Genomic DNA, 14,315 nt, shown 5'->3' on the forward strand with positions numbered 1-14,315 from the left:
GGGTGTTTCGTCTCTCTCAGCGGATCGGTTAACAGAGACGAAAGCCGCCGTCCGGTACACAGGGCCCATGCGCGTACTGGTGGTGGAGGACGAGGCGTTTCTCGCCGAGATGATCGCCGAGGGCCTGCGCCGTGACGCGCTCGCCGTGGACGTCGCCGGCGACGGCCCGGAGGCCCTGCGGAAGCTCCGGTTCGGGGAGTACGACGTCATGATCCTGGACCGTGACCTGCCCGGGATGCACGGCGACGACGTGTGCCGGCAGGTCGTGGCGCAGCGGCTGCTGACCCGGGTCCTCATGCTGACGGCGGCGGGAACGGTACGCGACCGGGTCGACGGTCTGGGCCTGGGCGCCGACGACTATCTGACCAAGCCGTTCGCCTACGACGAGCTGCTGGCCCGCGTCCTGGCCCTCGGGCGGCGAGCCCGGCCCGCGCTCCCTCCCGTGCTCGAACGGGCCGGCATCGTCCTGGACACCGCCCGCCGCCAGGCCGACCGTGACGGGCGGCACCTGCACCTGTCCCGGAAGGAGTTCGCGGTCCTGGAGGCGCTGCTGCGGGCGGAGGGAGCCGTCGTCAGCGGCGAGGACCTCATCGAGCAGGTGTGGGAGGAGCACACCAGCTATCGCACGAACGCGGTACGGGTGACCCTGAGCAAGCTCCGCGCGAAGCTGGGCGACCCGCCGGTGGTGGAGACGGTGCCGGGCGCGGGCTACCGGATCGCCTCGTGAACCTCGTGAACCTCGTGAATCGCGTGCACCTCGTGAACCTCCTGAACAGCGAACGGGCCCGGCTGACGGGGCTGTACGGCGGCCTTCTGGTCCTGGCGGGCGGACTGCTCACGGGAGTGGTGTACCTGCTGGTCAAGGAGGGCCTGTACTCGTCGATCAGCGGCGCGGTCACCAGCGCCGTACCCGCCCGGCGGATGGACGGACTGCCGTCGCAGACCCCCCTCCCGACCTGGTCGCCGGCCGCGACGACGAGCCCGGGCCCGCTGCCGCCCGGGATGGACCGCGGACTCGCGATCACCACCCGGGTGAGCGACGCGGCCGAGAGCGCCGCCCTGGAGCGGCTCCTCACGGTCTCCGTGATCGTCCTCGCGGTGTACGTCGTCCTCTCCGTCGTCCTCGCCTGGTGGATGGCGGGCCGCGTGCTGCGCCCGGTCGCCGTGATCACCGAGACGGCCCGTCGGCTGTCCGGGGAGAACCTGCACGAGCGGATCGCCCTGGACGGGCCGCCCGGGGAGCTGAAGCGGCTCGCGGACACCTTCGACGCGATGCTCGGGCGCATGGAGCAACTGGTGACGGCGCAGCAGCGGTTCGCCGCGAACGCGGCGCACGAGCTGCGGACCCCGGTCGCCGTGCAGCGGGCCGCGGCCGAGATCGGGCTCGCGGGGGAGCCGGGCCCGGAGCGGGTCGCCCGGATCCGGTCGAAGCTCATCGAGGTCGCCGACGGCAGCGAACGGATCATCGAGGGGCTGCTGCTGCTCGCCGCCTCCGACCAGGGCCTGCGGGAGCGGCGGCCGGTGGCGGTCCACGAGGTCGTCCGGCGGGCGGTGGAGGCGCTGGCGGCCGAGGCGGCGGAGCGCGAGGTGACGGTCTCCGTACGGGCCCGGCCCCTGACGGTCTCCGGCGACGCGGTCCTCCTGGACCGGCTGGTCCACAACCTGCTCGCGAACGCGGTACGGCACAACGTTCCGGGCGGCCGTGTGGAGGTCCGTACGGGCCCCGGCGGTGTGGGGGTGTCGAACACCGGCCCCGTGGTCCCGGCCGCCACCGTCCCGCTGCTCTTCGAACCCTTCCGCCGTCTCACCGAACGCACCCACGTGCCGGGGGAGGGGGCGGGCCTGGGCCTCTCGATCGTCGACTCCATCGCCCGCGCCCACGGCGCCACGACCACCGCGTCCGCCAACACGGAGGGCGGCGGCCTGACGGTCCGGGTCCGCTTCGACGAAGAGCGGTAGCTGGTGGCTGGGTGGGCGTACGGGGTTCAGTGCCGGTAGAAGATCCGGTCCCGGTACTCCGTCATCACGCGGCCGTTCCACTCGTGCCCGCCGTCGACGTTCCCCGACCGCAGCAGCGGCGGCTCGATGCCGAGGCGGACCAGCTCCTCGGCGGCCGCGGCCATCGTGGCCTGCATCAGGGCGCTCGTGACGACCGTCGAGGTCGGGGCGAAGGGCGCCTCGATGGACTCGTGGGTGAGTTCGGCGTCGCCGACGGCGATCTTGGAGTCGAGGACGATGTCGCAGTGGTCCTTCAGATACGTGCCCGAGACGTGCCGGGACTTCGTCTCGCTCGCGTACGCCACCGACGTCACACCGATCACGGTGAGGCCGAGCGCCCGCGCGTTCATCGCCATCTCGACGGGCAGGGCGTTGCGCCCGGAGAGGGAGATGATGATCAGGACGTCGCCCGAGGTGGCGGGGGAGGAGTCGAGGACCGCGCCCGCCAGGCCGTCGACCCGTTCCAGGGCCGAGCCGAGGGTGGCCGGCATGACGTCGACGCCGACGACGCCGGGCACCGTGAGCAGGTTCATCAGGGCCAGGCCGCCCGCCCGGTAGACGACGTCCTGGGCGGCCAGCGAGGAGTGTCCGGCGCCGAAGGCGAAGAGGCGGCCGCCCGCGGCGACGGCTTCGGCGATGGCGGTGCCGGCCGCGGCGATGTCCTCGGCGTCCTCGTCGCGGACACGTCGCAGCAGGCCGATCGCGGCGTCGAAGAACTGCCCGGCCAGCTTGCTCTCGCGGCTGCCCTCGCGCGCGCTGTCGCCCATTCCCGAAGCTCCTTGTCGTCGTGTCGCGGATCACGTTGCGGTCTGGACCATTGCGCTGTCAATACCGCCTTGCCTCGGCACGACCCGGTTGTCGTCGCGATGCGTCAGAATTGGGTCAGGGCCAGCGCACGACTCATCGAGGGGCACGTATGTCCGGACTGATCGACACAACGGAGATGTATCTCCGCACCATCCTCGAGCTGGAGGAGGAAGGTGTGGTCCCTATGCGCGCCCGGATCGCCGAGCGGCTCGACCAGAGCGGCCCGACGGTGAGCCAGACGGTGGCCCGTATGGAGCGCGACGGCCTGGTGGCCGTGGCGAGCGACCGCCATCTGGAACTCACGGACGAGGGTCGCCGTCTGGCCACCCGCGTCATGCGCAAGCACCGCCTCGCCGAGTGCCTGCTCGTCGACGTGATCGGCCTGGAGTGGGAGCAGGTCCACGCGGAGGCGTGCCGCTGGGAGCACGTGATGAGCGAGGCCGTGGAGCGGCGCGTCCTGGAGCTGCTGCGGCACCCGACGGAGTCGCCGTACGGCAACCCGATCCCGGGTCTGGAGGAGCTGGGCGAGAAGGCGGAGGCGGAGTCCTTCCTGGACGACTCGATGGTCTCGCTGGCCGACCTGGACGCGGGCCAGGAGGGCAAGACGGTGATCGTCCGCCGGATCGGCGAGCCGATCCAGACGGACGCCCAGCTGATGTACACGCTGCGGCGGGCGGGCGTGCAGCCCGGCTCCGTGGTGAGCGTGACGGAGTCGGCGGGCGGTGTCCTGGTCGGCAGCAGCGGCGAGGCGGCCGAGCTGGACGCGGACGTCGCGGCGCACGTCTTCGTCGCCAAGCGCTGAGCCCCACCCCCCTCGCCCCCGGAACCTGTCGGCCCGATTTACGTCGGAATCACCACGGCCGGACTCTCGCCGTGCCACGCTGGGGTCAGCCGTGCGAGGCCGGGAGGGGTGTGCGATGCGGGCGTCGGGGGCGGTGCGACAGAAGACAGAGGGCCCCGGCGCCCATGGGCGCCGGGGCCTGTCCTCCCCTGTGCTGACCCGGAGCCCCGAGCTCTCAGGGTCATTCCCCTCGGACCGTTTTCCCCGAGCGGTCCGCCTCCCGCTGAAGATCTCCCCCCGGCAGCGCGCGTCAACCCTTGAAGCCCGTCACTCGAACGAGGGGTGTTACGCGGCAGAACCCGATTTTCGAATACAGGTTCGATAGTCTGGCGGGGCTCGACACGCTCGATGGGAAAGAGGGGGTGCCAGGGAACATGGTGCGACGTCTGGACGTCACCGGAGCCGCCGGCGTACGCCTGGCTGCCTGGGAGTTCACGAATGAGCGGGCGCGGGGGGAGCGGCGCGAGCAGGCTCCGCACGCCCCCGAGCCCGGAGTGTTACTGCTCCACGGCCTGATGGGACGCGCCTCCCACTGGGCCCCGACCGCCCGCTGGCTGGCGGACCGTCACCGCACGGTCGCCCTCGACCAGCGAGGCCACGGCCTCAGCGACAAGCCCCCGGCCGGCCCCTTCACACGGGAGGCGTACGTCGCCGACGCGGCCGCCGCCGTCGAACAGCTCGGCCTGGGGCCCGTCACGCTCATAGGCCACTCCATGGGCGCCCTCACCGCCTGGCAGCTCGCCGCCGAACGCCCGGACCTCGTCCACGCCCTGGTCATCTGCGACATGCGGGCCTCGGCCCTCGGCGCGGCCACCCAGCGGGAGTGGCAGGACTGGTTCCGCCGCTGGCCGGTTCCCTTCGCCTCGCTAGCGGACGTCCGCACCTGGTTCGGCCAGGACGATCCCTGGGTCGAGCGGCCCAACCCCGCCCGGGGCGAGTTCTTCGCCGAGGTGATGACCGAACGCCCCGACGGCTGGTACCCGGTCTTCGACCCGGCCCAGATGCTGACCTCGCGCGAGACCTGGGTGCACGACGCCCACTGGGAGTCGCTCGCCCAGGTCCGCTGCCCGACCCTCGTCGTCCGCGGCCTGGACGGCGAACTGGGCCGCGCGGAGGCCCAGGAGATGGTCCGCGTCCTCCCCCACGGCGCCTACGCCGAGATCCCGGACGCGGGCCACCTCCTCCACTACGACCACCCGGAAGCCTGGCGGGAGGCCATCGAGCCGTTCCTGAACGGCGTCCTGACGTCCTGACGGTCGCCGGCTCCTCACATCGCCGAGAGGAAGGCGGACCAGGCGGTGGGGGAGACGGTGAAGGGGGGGAGGGTGGTGTCCTTGGAGTCGCGGACGTGGACGGTGTGGGGGCAGGCGGCGATTTCGACGCAGTCGCCGCCCTGGGGGCCGCTGTACGTGGACTTCGTCCAGGCGACGGCGACCTCGATGCAGTTGCCGCCCTGCTCGCTGCTGTAGCTGCTCTTGAACCAGTTGAGATCGTTGCTCATAGCTCTCGTGCCACCTGTTCGATGAGTCGTGCGGAGTCTTCCGGGGTAAGGGCCTGCGCGCGCAGAGTGCCATATCGCGCGAACGCGTCGCCCAGCTCGGGCTGTTCGCTGAGAAAGTACCGGCCGCTCAAGCCTTCGACGTAGACGAGCTGGCTGCGACGCTTGGCGGTCTCCAGCAAGATGAACGGACCGCTGAGACCGGCATGAGACGTGCGGTCCTCCGGCATGACCTGGATCTCGACGTTGCGGAGGCTGGCGACGTCGAGGATGTGCAGCAGGTTGCTCTTGAGGACCTCAGGCCCTCCGATGGGACGGGTGAGCGCGATCTTCTCCAGGACGAATCCGATGAGGGGTGCGGGCTTGCGGTGGAACACCGCGTGCCTGGCCATACGTGCCGCCACCATGGCTTCGAGCACATCGTCTTCCCACGGAGGGCTGGCGCAACGGAACACTGCGCGCGCGTAGTCCGGCGTCTGGAGCAAACCGGGGATGAGGTGGTTCTCGTACGAATAGATGCCGGCTGCCTCGGCCTCCTCCTCCAGGTAATCCTCGAACCACGCGGCAACCGCGCTGGCCGTGAGCTCCTCCGCGACCTCCAGAAGTGCACCTTGTGCACCCAGCCACGCGTCCGCGATCTCGACGAACTTGCCCCTTGGCCGGCGTTGGCCACGCTCGATCATCGCCACCTGGGACTTGGAGTATCCAGTCTCCTTGCCCAGCGTCTCCTGCGAGACAGCCGCCCGCTCGCGGTAGAAGCGCAAGAGCCTCCCGAAGGCCTTCGCCGCCCCAGGCATTCTGCTGTTTCCGACCTTCACACCTGACCTCCCCCAGTGCACAGTCCGCCACAAACAGTCTGTGGCGCTGGTCACAGTAGAGCGGGGCCGGAAAGCTGGTGTCATGAATTCGCGCAAGTCACTTGACAGCGTTCCCTCTTGGGTGCCAGCGACCGGGCATGCCCTGCGTCACGCGGGCGTGCACTTCGACGCCGTACGGATCGGGGGGTTCCTCGGCGAGGACGTGGCGTACCGGCTCATGGAGTTCACGGACTTCCAGGCGGGGCCGATCGTCCGTCAGCTGACGGGGGAGCGGAACTCGTACTTCCTACTGCCCCCGAAGACCGCCGCCGCGTACGCCTGGCCGGCCCCCGCGCGGGCGCTGAGCCGGGAGGGGCGGAGTGCGGCCTTCGTCGGCATCCCCGCGCTCGACGGCCTGACCTGGCCCCTGGACTGGCGCTCACGGCCCACGGCCGAAGGCCCCTTCGTGGAGCCGGACTTGTTGCACAGGATGGTCATCCATGCGGTACGGTGACCGCGTCATCACGCTCCGTGAGAAATGGGGCGGCCCCCGGCGGTGCGCCAACACCGGTACCGAGGGCCTTCACCTCTAGTGGATAAACTAGGAGTCCACCAGAAATGCTCCGGCATGCTATCGCGCCTGCTCGCTGCTTCACGAAGGTCTCGCACGATGTCGTGCGCCATCCGCGGCTCAACAGCGACGCCAAGCTCCTGATCATCTACGTGCAGGGGCTCCCCGAGAGCCTGGCCGCCAAGCCGCTCGGCGAACACGCCACAGCCCTGGGGATGAAGCCCCGGGCGTACCAGCGGGCCAAGGAGTCCCTGACCGCCTGCGGCTTCCTCCACGAGTGGAGGTGGCAGGGCGGGCGCGGGCACTGGATCACCGACCAGCTGCTCTCCAACGTCACCCTCACGCGTGAGGAGGCGAGCGCCACTCGTGACGGCCGGTCGCCGACTGCCGTGGATCCGACGGTCGGTTCTCCGAGCGGCCCATGTCTCGGCTGTCCTCCTCCGGAAGAGAAAGACGGTGGGAAGAAGAACCTTCCCCACCCACCCCCCGAAAAGCCGGAGCCGGAGCTGGAACCGGAGCCCGACCAGGCACCGGCTCCGGCACCGGACCCGGTGGCCGTACCCGCCGTACCCGACGCGGCACCGGAACCGGCTCCCGCGTCCGAAGTCGTCCTCGCCGAGCGCGTGTTGCTGGAGCTGCGCCACCACAACCGGGATCTGCTCCTCGGGGCCCGGGAGGCGCGCGGTCTCGCCGAGGTGGCGGCGGAGTGGCTGCGGCGCGGGGTCTCCGTGGCCGATCTGAGGCATGCGCTGACGAACTCCCCGCCGCCCGCCATCCGCTCGGCGGTGGGCTTCCTGCGCCACCGCCTGACCGTGAAGCTCCCCGCGCCGGTGCCACCGCCCGCGCCGGTCGAACCGGACGCCTCCGCCGCCGCTCCCGCCCCGGGGGCGCTGGTCATCTGCGACGGGCCCGGTGACGACCACGTGTTCCGGCCGGTCGCGGGCGAGACCCGCTGCCGCCGTTGCCGTACCGAAGCCGCCCGGCCCCGGACAGCCGAGCCCCGGCCGGCTACCGACCGGCCCTCCTGGCGCGCCCTCGTGGCCGGGCTGTGAGGGTTACGCCCGCATCCTCGTCACTGGCCGACCCGCCCGTCGACGCACTCGCGCAGCAGGTCGGCGTGGCCGCAGTGACGGGCGTACTCCTCGATCCGGTGCACCATCAGCTCCCGGACCGCGATCCGTTCCCTGCCCAGGCGCTCACCCAGGTCGGGGTGTTCGGCCAGTACGGCGTCGACCTCGGCCTGCTCGCGGGCCAGGGCGGAGTACGCCTCGTCGACCACGGCCTGGTCGGCCACGGCTCCGTCGAAGTCGCCGTCGTCCTCGCCGTACAGCGTCGGCAGCGGTTCGTCGTCGCTGATCCAGTTGCGCCAGTCCCGCTCCACCTCGGCGAGGTGCCGGATCAGGCCGAGCAGCGACATCGTCGACGGCGGGACGGAGCGACGGGCCATTTGCTCCGGGTCCAGGCCCTCGCACTTCATCAGCAGGGTCGTGCGGTAGTCCGTCTGGAACTCCAGCAGCGTCGCGAGCTCGCCGTCGGGGCCGTCTCCCTCTCTGTGGCGGGGGTCGTCGTCGGGGTCGGCCCACATGTCGGGGTAGACGGTGGCCTGGGTCCATCGCGCGGGTCGGTCGCTCATGCGCGCCATGGTCGTTCGGGTGTGCCCGGGCCCGCAACGGCTTTAGCGATGACTTCCGCGGGTCCCGGGAGTCTTCCCTTTGTCGCTTGTCGGTGACAACAGAGGAGGAACACGTGGCTCAGCTCCTGCGGGTCCAGAACTTCAACGTCTCCAGTGACGGAATCGGCGCTGGTGAGGACCAGACCCTGGAGAGGCCGTTCGGCCATGTGGATCCCGGGAAGATGTTCGCCTGGGCCGGTGCCACGGCGAGCTGGCCCATGCGCACCGACCCCGGCGGCAGCCGGGGCCTCGACGACTACTTCACGCGGGACTTCACTCACAACATCGGCGCCGAGATCATGGGCCGCAACAAGTTCGGTCCCCAGCGCGGGCCGTGGCAGGACCATGAGTGGCAGGGCTGGTGGGGGGACGAGCCGCCGTTCCACACCCCGGTGTTCGTCATGACCCACCACGGGCGTCCGTCGTTCACGCTCTCCGACACGACGTTCCACTTCGTCGACGGCGACCCGGCCACCGTTCTCGAACAGGCGCGGGAGGCGGCGCGGGGCAAGGACGTCCGGCTCGGCGGCGGGGTCACCACCGTCCGGGAGTTCCTCGACGCCGACCTCGTCGACACCCTCCACGTGGCCGTCTCGCCGGAGAAGCTCGGGTCCGGGCTTCGGCTCTGGGAGTCTCCCGAGGAACTGCTCGACCGGTTCCACCTCGACGTCGTGCCCAGCCCGAGCGGAGTGACGCACCACCTGTTCTGGCGGAAGTGACCCGAGGCCCCGCTCGCTCGGGACCGATACCCCGGCCGGGCCCGCAACGGCTTTAGCGCCGGACGCGGAGAGCCGCCACGAGCTCCGGACGGCGGAAGGCCGCCCGGTGGGTCCGGGCGGCCTCCGTGTGGGTGTGCGGTGTCACCGCACCGGGTCAGACCAGAGGTACGGCGTCGATCACCCGCTGCGGGACCGTCCACACTCCGGTGGTCACGTCCGTCGGGGTCCGACGGCCCTCGGTGATCAACCAGAGGTCCGGCGAGTCCGGGGACTTCAGACGGGTGCCGTCGGCGAACTCTGTGGACAGCGACTGCCAGACACGGTTCGGCACCACCTGCATGGGATCGTCCGCGTACCCGCTTGCCGTCAGCTCCTCCATGCTGTGGAACGGGACCTTCGCCCCGCCCACGACCGCCGCCTGGCTCAGCGAGCCGGCGTCCTTGATCCGGGTGCCGTCCGCGATCTTCGTGGTCATGCCGTCCCAGACGCGGACGGGGATGACCAGGCGCGGCTTGGCGCCGTAACCGGCGGCCTGGAGTTCGTCCATGGAGTGGAAGTCGACGCGTGCTCCGCCGACCACCGCCGCCTCGGACGTGGCCCCGCTCTTGGCGATCCGGGTCCCGTCCGCGATCTTCGTCGTCATGCCGTCCCAGACGCGGACGGGGATGACCAGGCGCGGCTTGGCGCCGTAGCCCGCCTCGTTGCGCTCGGCCTCCGTGTAGAAGTCGACGCGCGCTCCGCCGACCACGGCGGCCTCCGACGAAGCCCCGCTCTTGGCGATCCGGGTCCCGTCGGCGATCTTCGTGGTCATGGCGTCCCAGACCCGTACGGGGATGACCTCGCGCGGCTTGCCGCCGTAACCGGCGTCGTTGCGCTCGGCCTCGGTGTGGAAGTCGACCCGGGCTCCGCCGACCACCGCCGCCTCCGACGACCAGCCGCTCTTGGCGATCCTGGTGCCGTCCGCGATCTTCGTGGTCATGGCGTCCCAGACCCGTACCGGGATCACCTCGCGCGCCTTGCCGCCGTAACCGGCGTCGTTGCGCTCGGCCTCGCTGTGGAAGTCGACCCGGGCTCCGCCGACCACGGCGGCCTCCGACGGGGACCCGCTCTTGGCGATCCGGGTACCGTCGGCGATCTTGTTCGGGAGCGCGTCCCAAACGCGGTCGGGGATGGTCCACATCCGCTTCTCGCCGTACCCGCAGGCGATCAGCTCGTCCATCGACATGAACGGCACCTTCGCCCCCCCGACGATGCCGGCCTGCGAGCTGCTGCCCGCCTTCTTCACGCGCGTGCCGTCCGAGATCCGGTCCGGGATGAGGCTGAACGCCCGTCCCGGCAGCGCGCGGACCTTCGACGCCCAGTCCGTACCGAAGCCGGAGTCGATGACTTCCTGCGGTGAGGCGAAGTTGACCCGCGCACCGCCGATCATCGCGGCGACCGGCGTGCTGCCGCCGGTGCCCTGGATCAGGATGCCGTCGTCGGGCACGTCGGCCCGGATCATGTTGAACGCGCGCGTCGGGACCGTGCGGACCTTGCTCGCCCAGTCGGTGCCGAAGCCGGCGTCGATGACCTCCTGCGGGGAGGCGAAGTTGATCCGGGCGCCACCGAGCATCATCGCCACCGGTGTCGGCACGCCGTTCGCGATGCCCTGGATGAGCGAGCCGTCCGGCGGGATGTCCGCGTGGAACTCGTTGAAGGCGCGGCTCGGGATCGCGCGCACCTTCTCACGCCAGTTGGTCCCGTATCCGGTCTCGACCACTTCCTCCGGCGAGAAGAAGTTGATCCGCGACCCGGCCACGAACATGGCGACCGGCGTCGAGGAGCCGCCGCCCGTGCCCTGGACGAGCGTGCCGTCCTTCGGGATCGTCCCGAGGTTGTTGAACGAGTAGTCCGACACGATGACGACCTTGGAGGGCCAGTCCGTGCCGTAGCCCGTGTCGACGACCTCCTGCGGGGAGGCGAAGTTGATCCGCGCCCCACCGACGGTCTGAGCGACCGGTGTCGCGTTGCCGGCGTTCCAGCCCTGCACGAGGCTGCCGTCGGCCGGGGCCAGGTTCATGTGGTCACGGGCGTCGATCGACCAGTCCGAGATCTTCGGCGGCCGGCCGCAGTTGACCGGCGAGTTGCAGTGCGACTGATGCAGTGGCGCACCGCCGACGAAGATGTAGATACGGCCGCGCTGGTCGATGGCCGACGAGCCGTTGCGCGGTGCCTTCGGACCCGCGTCGATGACCGACTGGTACGTGGGACGGGGCGTGGAGTCGCAGATGCCGCTGTCGCACGTGGCCTGCCAGACCGGCGCGCCGCCCACCATCTTGTAGATGCGCTTGGTGTCCGTGGTGTGCAGGATCGTTCCGTCGGCCAGGCCGTGGACCGAGGTCACCGGCTGCGGCTGCGGCGGGGCGGGCGGGTTGGTCGCGCCGGGTGTCCCGAGGCCGCCCCGGCCCGGGGCCCGGGTCTCCTTCTTGAATCCCTCGCTCTTCGGGAGCTGCACCCACATGGAGCTCGCGAAGCTCTGAAGCGTGTACGGCCATCCCACGTTGCACCCGGCCGGGGACCAGTTGCGCATCATGAAGACGCGCTCGGTGAAAACGCCGTAGGAGACGTAGGTGATCTCGTGGGCCGGGGACACGGTGTTGGTCTTCAGACCCACCGAGCTCGTCCACTGGGCCTTCGCGCTGATGCTGATCTCGGCGTTGATCTTGGCTACGAGCTTCTCGGCCGATATGCCGGCGGTGAACTGGGCGCCCACCTCGATGGTGCGGGACTTGGTGACGGTCACCTCGAGGTTGTCGCCGGGCGCCACCCGCCAGGGTCCGTCGGCCGGTGCGAACTCCTCGTAGTGCTTGCTCACATACCAAGGGCCCGGTTCACAGGAGGGGACCGGGAACGGCAGGGGTGGTGGATCGGCCTGTGCGACCTGTGGCGTCGTCGCCACAAGACCGCCGGCCATCAAGATGCCGACCAGCGCGGTGAGCGCCGGCCTCAGCCTCTGTCTGAGCATCGTGTCTTCTTTCTCTGTCGAGGTATGACGAACCGCCCGCTCGGGCATGCGGGTGTCCGGTACATGTCATGAGGCCGAGTGGCCGAGTACTGGCTTTTCCAGGCTCAGTTGCGCGATTTCCCCGTACGGGCGGCCCACTGCCGGTCATGCGACGTCACATCAGTGGACGTCGTACTCAGGGCAGTTGCCGGGAACCCGTTCAGCGCGCGTGTGGGTGGCCGCCCCGGTCGGCCAGGGCAGTGGGTTTCATGTGAAGCCGCATCCGGTGCCGGCTTGTCGAGGCTGCGGTCAGGGCAGCACACATCGCCATACAAACGTTCCCCCCGTGGAGAGCCGCACCCGTATGACCCCGTGGGTGTCGGCTCCTTTGGCGCAGTACAGCTCGGAGGTTAGACCTGGCCGCTCCTGGTCTGTCAATGCCTGTCGACAAACTGAAGCAATGGCGCGGCCGGCCAACCGGTCTACGAGGAGCTCTCCTTCCTACGAGGAGCTGTCCTTCGGGTCCTCGGCGTTGCGCCAGATCGTGAGGTCGACGGTGATGTACGTGCTCGGGTCCTTCACGCCGGACTTGCCGCGGAAGGTCGCGACCGCGATGTGGCCCGCGTCGCTCAGAACGCAGACCTCCGAGCCGTTCGTCAGCTGGTCGAGGCGGATCTTCTCGGTGAAGCGCGTCTCGCTGCGGCAGGTCTCCAGCGAGCCCTTCTGCGTGTTGTTGAGCAGGACCAGCTTGCCGTTGGCCGTGCCGACCCTGTCGTCATCGAACAGCGTGTCGTGGTAGTAGTACAGGTCGCCGTTGCCGTAGGCCACGCCGCTGCCGGTGTCCTCGGCCGGGCGCGGCGGGTTGTCGGCGAGCATGAGGGAGTAGTTCCCCGTCACGTCGACGTTCTTGTACGAGACCGGCTTCGGGTCGGTCCTCGGCTGGGCCTTGCCCGAGGAGCCGCTCGAACCACTCGAACCGCTCGAAGCGCCGGCGCTCGTACTGCCGCTGGACGACGCCGAGTTCTTGCCGTCCGGAGTCTCGGGCAGCAGCGATCCGATGATCACCAGGCCGATCACGCCTGCCGCGATGGAACCGCCGACGATCAGCCCCGTCCGCTTCGGCTTCGGCGGGGCGGGCGCGAAGCCGCCGGGGTGGAACGGAGGCGGCGTGTGGTAGCCCGGCGGCACGTAGCCGGGCGCCGGAGTCCGGTAACCGGGCGGCATCGCGCCGGGAGCGCCGGGGGCTCGGGGCGGCATCATGCCGGGGGCGCCCGGGTATCCGCGGGGCGGCATCCCACCGGGGACGCCCGGAGCGGCCTGCGTCGGGGCGTGGGACACACCGGCGCTGGTGGGCGCGTACGGGTGGACGCCCCCCGGCGGCGTCGGAGCCTGCGGGGAGCGCTCGGTCGGTGTCGCGGTCGGCGGGGCCGTCGGCGCGGGCGGCTGCGTGGCGGGCGCCGTCGGCGGCGGGGTCTTCGCCGGCTCCGGCAGGACAAGACGCTCGGTGATGGAACCGGCGATGGCCCGGGGCAGCCAGTCCTCGCCCTGGCGCAGCGGGACGGGCGAGACGGCGTGGCACAGCTCGATGACCTCGCTCAGCGCCGGGCGATCGGCCGGGTCCCGGCTGAGGCACCGCGTCACCAGCGGCCGCAGCTCCTCCGGCAGCCTGCTGAGGTCCGGGTCCTCGTGCACGATGCGGTAGAGCACGGCATGCGAGGGACCGTCACCGAAGGCGGGGGCGCCGATCGCCGCGTAGGCCGCGATCTGGCCGAGGGCGAAGATGTCCGTGGCCGCCGTGACCGTACCGACAGACGCCTGCTCGGGCGCCATGAACGCGGGCGTACCGACGCTGACGCCGGTGCTGGTCAGAGAGGTGGTGTCGGCGGCGCGGGCGATGCCGAAGTCGATCACGCGCGGGCCGTCGGAGGCCAGCAGGACGTTGGCGGGCTTCAGGTCGCGGTGGACGATGCCCGCGCCGTGGATGACATGGAGGGCCTCGGCCACCCCGACGGTCAGCAGCAGGACGCTCCGCAGCGGCAGTCCGCCGTGCTGGGCCACCGCGAGCGCGAGGGACGGACCCGGCACGTAGGCCGTGGCCAGCCAGGGCTGCGAACCGTCGGTGTCCGAGTCGATGACGGGCGCCGTGTACAGGCCCTGCACCCGCTCCGCGGCCCGCACCTCCTGCTGGAAGCGCCGCCGGAACTCGGGGTCGCCGCTGAACTCGGGGCGGATCACCTTGATGGCGATGGGCCGGCCGCCCGGCGTGTACGAGAGGTACACCTTGCCCATGCCGCCGGTGCCGAGCACGGCCGCGAGGCGGTAACCGCCCACGACGGCCGGGTCGTCTTGCTGGAGAGGCTGGAAAAGGTCGGCCGAAGGCACATTGCTCATCTGGAATCATCCCCCTGCTAGCGGTGATCCGGAGGCTG

General features: G+C 70.7%; 13 protein-coding genes. 7 read left to right on the top strand and 6 right to left on the bottom strand.

From position 1 onward, the window contains the following. Positions 1-67: 67 nt before the first annotated feature. Both ACIRB4_RS01270 and ACIRB4_RS01275 read left to right on the top strand, forming a co-directional pair. On the top strand, positions 68-727 hold the full coding sequence (locus ACIRB4_RS01270; protein WP_403287735.1) for a response regulator transcription factor: 660 nt from the start codon (positions 68-70) through the stop codon (positions 725-727). Beyond that, positions 724-1,959: an ATP-binding protein gene (locus ACIRB4_RS01275; RefSeq protein ID WP_403287736.1), complete on the top strand. Its 1,236-nt coding sequence runs from the start codon at positions 724-726 to the stop codon at positions 1,957-1,959. The genes ACIRB4_RS01270 and ACIRB4_RS01275 overlap by 4 nt, the downstream gene beginning before the upstream one ends. Before the next feature lie 26 nt (positions 1,960-1,985). On the opposite strand, the gene ACIRB4_RS01280 is transcribed toward ACIRB4_RS01275, so the two are convergent. After that, the gene (locus tag ACIRB4_RS01280) at positions 1,986-2,765 is read right to left on the bottom strand and encodes an SIS domain-containing protein (protein ID WP_403287738.1); all 780 of its coding nucleotides are present in this window, start codon (positions 2,763-2,765) and stop codon (positions 1,986-1,988) included. A 149-nt stretch (positions 2,766-2,914) separates the two neighbouring features. On the opposite strand from ACIRB4_RS01280, the gene ACIRB4_RS01285 reads away from it, so the two are divergent. Both ACIRB4_RS01285 and ACIRB4_RS01290 read left to right on the top strand, forming a co-directional pair. Then, positions 2,915-3,607 (top strand): metal-dependent transcriptional regulator, encoded by a 693-nt coding sequence (locus tag ACIRB4_RS01285; RefSeq protein ID WP_356891665.1) that lies wholly within the window; start codon positions 2,915-2,917, stop codon positions 3,605-3,607. A gap of 413 nt (positions 3,608-4,020) precedes the next feature. After that, on the top strand, positions 4,021-4,899 hold the full coding sequence (locus ACIRB4_RS01290) for an alpha/beta fold hydrolase (RefSeq protein ID WP_403287739.1): 879 nt from the start codon (positions 4,021-4,023) through the stop codon (positions 4,897-4,899). A 14-nt stretch (positions 4,900-4,913) separates the two neighbouring features. On the opposite strand, the gene ACIRB4_RS01295 is transcribed toward ACIRB4_RS01290, so the two are convergent. Together ACIRB4_RS01295 and ACIRB4_RS01300 are read right to left on the bottom strand one after the other, a co-directional pair. Further along, entirely contained in the window at positions 4,914-5,147 is a 234-nt protein-coding gene (locus tag ACIRB4_RS01295; protein WP_403287740.1) for a DUF397 domain-containing protein, read from the bottom strand. Beyond that, positions 5,144-5,962: a helix-turn-helix domain-containing protein gene (locus tag ACIRB4_RS01300; RefSeq protein ID WP_403287741.1), complete on the bottom strand. Its 819-nt coding sequence runs from the start codon at positions 5,960-5,962 to the stop codon at positions 5,144-5,146. Before ACIRB4_RS01300 ends, ACIRB4_RS01295 begins: the two co-directional genes overlap by 4 nt. A gap of 82 nt (positions 5,963-6,044) precedes the next feature. Between ACIRB4_RS01300 and ACIRB4_RS01305 the strand changes: the two genes are divergently transcribed. Continuing rightward, on the top strand, positions 6,045-6,455 hold the full coding sequence (locus tag ACIRB4_RS01305) for a hypothetical protein (protein ID WP_403287742.1): 411 nt from the start codon (positions 6,045-6,047) through the stop codon (positions 6,453-6,455). A 104-nt stretch (positions 6,456-6,559) separates the two neighbouring features. Next, entirely contained in the window at positions 6,560-7,564 is a 1,005-nt protein-coding gene (locus tag ACIRB4_RS01310; RefSeq protein WP_403287743.1) for a hypothetical protein, read from the top strand. Positions 7,565-7,584: 20 nt separating this feature from the next. Here ACIRB4_RS01310 and ACIRB4_RS01315 read toward each other — a convergent pair whose 3' ends face one another. After that, the gene (locus ACIRB4_RS01315; RefSeq protein ID WP_403287744.1) at positions 7,585-8,154 is read right to left on the bottom strand and encodes a DinB family protein; all 570 of its coding nucleotides are present in this window, start codon (positions 8,152-8,154) and stop codon (positions 7,585-7,587) included. Between the two features lie 104 nt (positions 8,155-8,258). Between ACIRB4_RS01315 and ACIRB4_RS01320 the strand changes: the two genes are divergently transcribed. Next, positions 8,259-8,903, top strand: coding sequence for a dihydrofolate reductase family protein (locus ACIRB4_RS01320; RefSeq protein WP_403287746.1), 645 nt, complete (start codon positions 8,259-8,261; stop codon positions 8,901-8,903). Between the two features lie 154 nt (positions 8,904-9,057). Here ACIRB4_RS01320 and ACIRB4_RS01325 read toward each other — a convergent pair whose 3' ends face one another. Next, positions 9,058-11,907: a hypothetical protein gene (locus tag ACIRB4_RS01325; protein WP_403287747.1), complete on the bottom strand. Its 2,850-nt coding sequence runs from the start codon at positions 11,905-11,907 to the stop codon at positions 9,058-9,060. Between the two features lie 480 nt (positions 11,908-12,387). Beyond that, positions 12,388-14,277, bottom strand: a complete 1,890-nt coding sequence (locus tag ACIRB4_RS01330; protein ID WP_403287749.1) for a protein kinase — start codon at positions 14,275-14,277, stop codon at positions 12,388-12,390. Positions 14,278-14,315: the final 38 nt, after the last annotated feature.

This window comes from Streptomyces sp. NPDC093600, assembly GCF_044764755.1.
Classification (GTDB): domain Bacteria; phylum Actinomycetota; class Actinomycetes; order Streptomycetales; family Streptomycetaceae; genus Streptomyces.